The organism is Baia soyae (assembly GCF_004341445.1).
In the GTDB taxonomy this organism is placed as follows: Bacteria; Bacillota; Bacilli; order Thermoactinomycetales; family Thermoactinomycetaceae; genus Baia; species Baia soyae.
The window spans coordinates 1-2,639 of record NZ_SLXV01000077.1; the positions used below are offsets into that span (position 1 = coordinate 1).

Consider the following 2,639-nt stretch of genomic DNA (forward strand, 5'->3'; position numbering starts at 1 on the left):
ATGACTGGGGTGAAGTCGTAACAAGGTATCCCTACCGGAAGGTGGGGATGGATCACCTCCTTTCTATGGAGCTCTTACGAGCATAACGAAATACAGACTCTCAGGTCTTGGCTTCTTACTCACTCTTTAGTTTTCAGGGAATACCAAAAAACTTCCTAATTAGAGGAAGTTTTTTCACGTTAATAATCTATTAGTGGGTTAAAGAGCATATATGCTGTTAAATAAAGTCATTTATAATAAAAAATGTATCATATTTGTTTTGAATGATACACATTAGTATTAACATATTGCACTGTGGACAACTACTTAATTTAGCACTTATGATATTAGTATGCTTATATTCAAATAACAGGGGTGTGGCCCAGATGTTTAAGACAGTTGGAATCTATAAAAATATCAAGGATCCCAATGCGTTTGAAGAATATTATCAAACTAAGGTGTTTCCCATTATCTTAAGCTTACCAGGGGTGATCAATATTCGAGTATCAACCCTTATTCCAACCGGACAAAGTGACCCCAACGACGATTCAGTCAAAATACTATTTGAAACATATTACGAATCCGCAGAGGCTCTCGAACAACTTATGAGCTCAGAAGCTGGGAAGGATGTTATTCAACTTATTCTAGGACACGATCTGGCGGAGTTTGAGAGCTACATAGGAATAGAGACGTTCTTTGAGAAATGATTAGATTTCTACTTTATGATAACGACCCTGAGTAAATGTACTTAACTAAATACATTTTCTCGGGGTTATTTAATAAAAAGATAATAGTATTTATACTTACAAATGTTATAATATTTTAGATAAAATAATTTTGTTTAAAACATAAAATATGAGGTGGATTATGGGGAAAATTATTTCAATTGGTAAAGCATTTCCTCCTTATTTGTGGAAACAAGGGTTGGCTAAAGAGTTTGTAGATAATCGTTTTCAAGATCATATTCCGAATCGAGAAAAAGCCTTGCAAGTATATGATAATGGACGGATCGAGCAACGCTACTTGGCTGTGCCTTTTGAAAGGGAGTTGCAAGAGAGAAGTTTTGATGAAAAAAACCGCCAGTTCGAAGAGTATTTTATAAATATGGGTAAGGAATCGATTCTGAAATGTCTAGCGGACGTAAATGTGCATCCGGAAGAAATTGATCATATTGTGTTTGTCACGAGTTCAGGGGTTATTCATCAAGGGATACTTAGTCTCTTATGCCAAGAAATCCAATGTCGAGTGAATGTAAGATGTACTTTGTTATTTGGGCTCGGTTGCGCCGGAGGTGCGGGTGGACTAGCTAGAGCGAACGATTTATTAGCAAATCATCCTCGAGGTAAAGTTGTATTGTGTTGTATAGAGTCTTTTAGCATCAATTTTATAGTGGATGAGTCTTCTTCAGCTCACTTAGTATATTTAAGTCTGTTTGGCGATGGTGGTGCTGCTGCATTATTAGTTGGAGATGAACTAGCAGATGAGTTTGTAGGGCCTTCTATTATAGCTTCCGAGAGTGTCCTTATTCCTAATAGTAAAGACCTTGTTCACATTGGAGTAAAAGATGGTGGGTTTACAGGTGGGGTATCCCAAAAGTTGCCTCTGCTATTGGACAAGCATCTAGAAGGAAATGTGAAGAGATTCACGGAGGGTCAAGGTGTTACATCAGAGCAAATTTCTAGCTATATTGTTCATGCAGGAGGTAAGAAAATCTTAGAAATTGCTGCGAAGAGTCTTCATATAGATCATGAAGATCTGAAGCATTCATGGGAAGTACTGCGAACGAGTGGAAATACAGCCTCTGTTTTAGTCCTGCTTATTCTGGATGAACTGATCAGAGAACAGTCACCTAGTCACGGAGATCTTTCATTGATGTTGGCAGTTGGCCCAGGGATTACACTCGAACAAATATTACTACAGTGGTAGAAGTGGGGCTTTTGCTTTTTGCAATCATTCTATACTCTTATTTTTTCATGATGGTAGGTGGACTTATGTACAAGACGATAGCAGTTTACTCCCATATTCAGGATTTGAATAAGTTTGAAGTTTTTTATGCTAATGAGGTGATTAAGCGCATCCTACGTTTAGAGGAAGTAAAACATATTCGATTCACTACTTTGATTCCTACAGATCAAGTATCCACTCAGTCTGAAGAAGTTAGTGTACTGATCGAAACATACTATCATTCCGCTGAAGCATTACGAAGTGTTTTAGATTCAGAAGAAAGTAAAGAGATAACCCAATGCTTTCTTTATATTCAAGAGAGCGGGATGGCAAGGATTGAGTCCTTTTTGGGGAACGAAGTTGTATTTGATAGCTTATTAGATGAATCATAATGATTTAGAGATATAGGAAGTGTAAAAATTTTGTATTGGAGTCGAATTGTGACTCCATTTTGCTTACGAGTAATTTTGACTGATCATGTTGCATTTTCGGTTTATTGAATGTGATTATGAAACACGTATATAGCGTGTTTCTGTTCTATAAAAAAATTGTAGAATAAGTGTTGACTCTTATTTATCAGCATGCTATATTAATACATGTCGCCGCGAGATGCGGTGGACAAAACAACGAAATGATGCACCTTGAAAATTAGATACAGAAATGAAGAAAGATAGAAGACATCATTAAACACATGAGTCTTCCGTCATGTTGCATTC

3 protein-coding genes and 1 rRNA gene are annotated in these 2,639 nt (G+C 36.8%); all 4 read left to right on the plus strand.

Going from position 1 to position 2,639, the window contains the following annotated elements; genetic code table 11:
- Window positions 1-63, plus strand: a 16S ribosomal RNA gene (locus EDD57_RS14125); the annotation flags it as partial.
- Between the two features lie 302 nt (window positions 64-365).
- Window positions 366-686, plus strand: a complete 321-nt coding sequence (locus tag EDD57_RS14130; RefSeq protein WP_165873853.1) for an EthD family reductase — start codon at window positions 366-368, stop codon at window positions 684-686.
- Window positions 687-846: 160 nt separating this feature from the next.
- Window positions 847-1,905: a type III polyketide synthase gene (locus tag EDD57_RS14135; protein ID WP_165873854.1), complete on the plus strand. Its 1,059-nt coding sequence runs from the start codon at window positions 847-849 to the stop codon at window positions 1,903-1,905.
- Window positions 1,906-1,970: 65 nt separating this feature from the next.
- Entirely contained in the window at window positions 1,971-2,315 is a 345-nt protein-coding gene (locus EDD57_RS14140; protein WP_131850059.1) for a hypothetical protein, read from the plus strand.
- Window positions 2,316-2,639 lie beyond the last annotated feature (324 nt).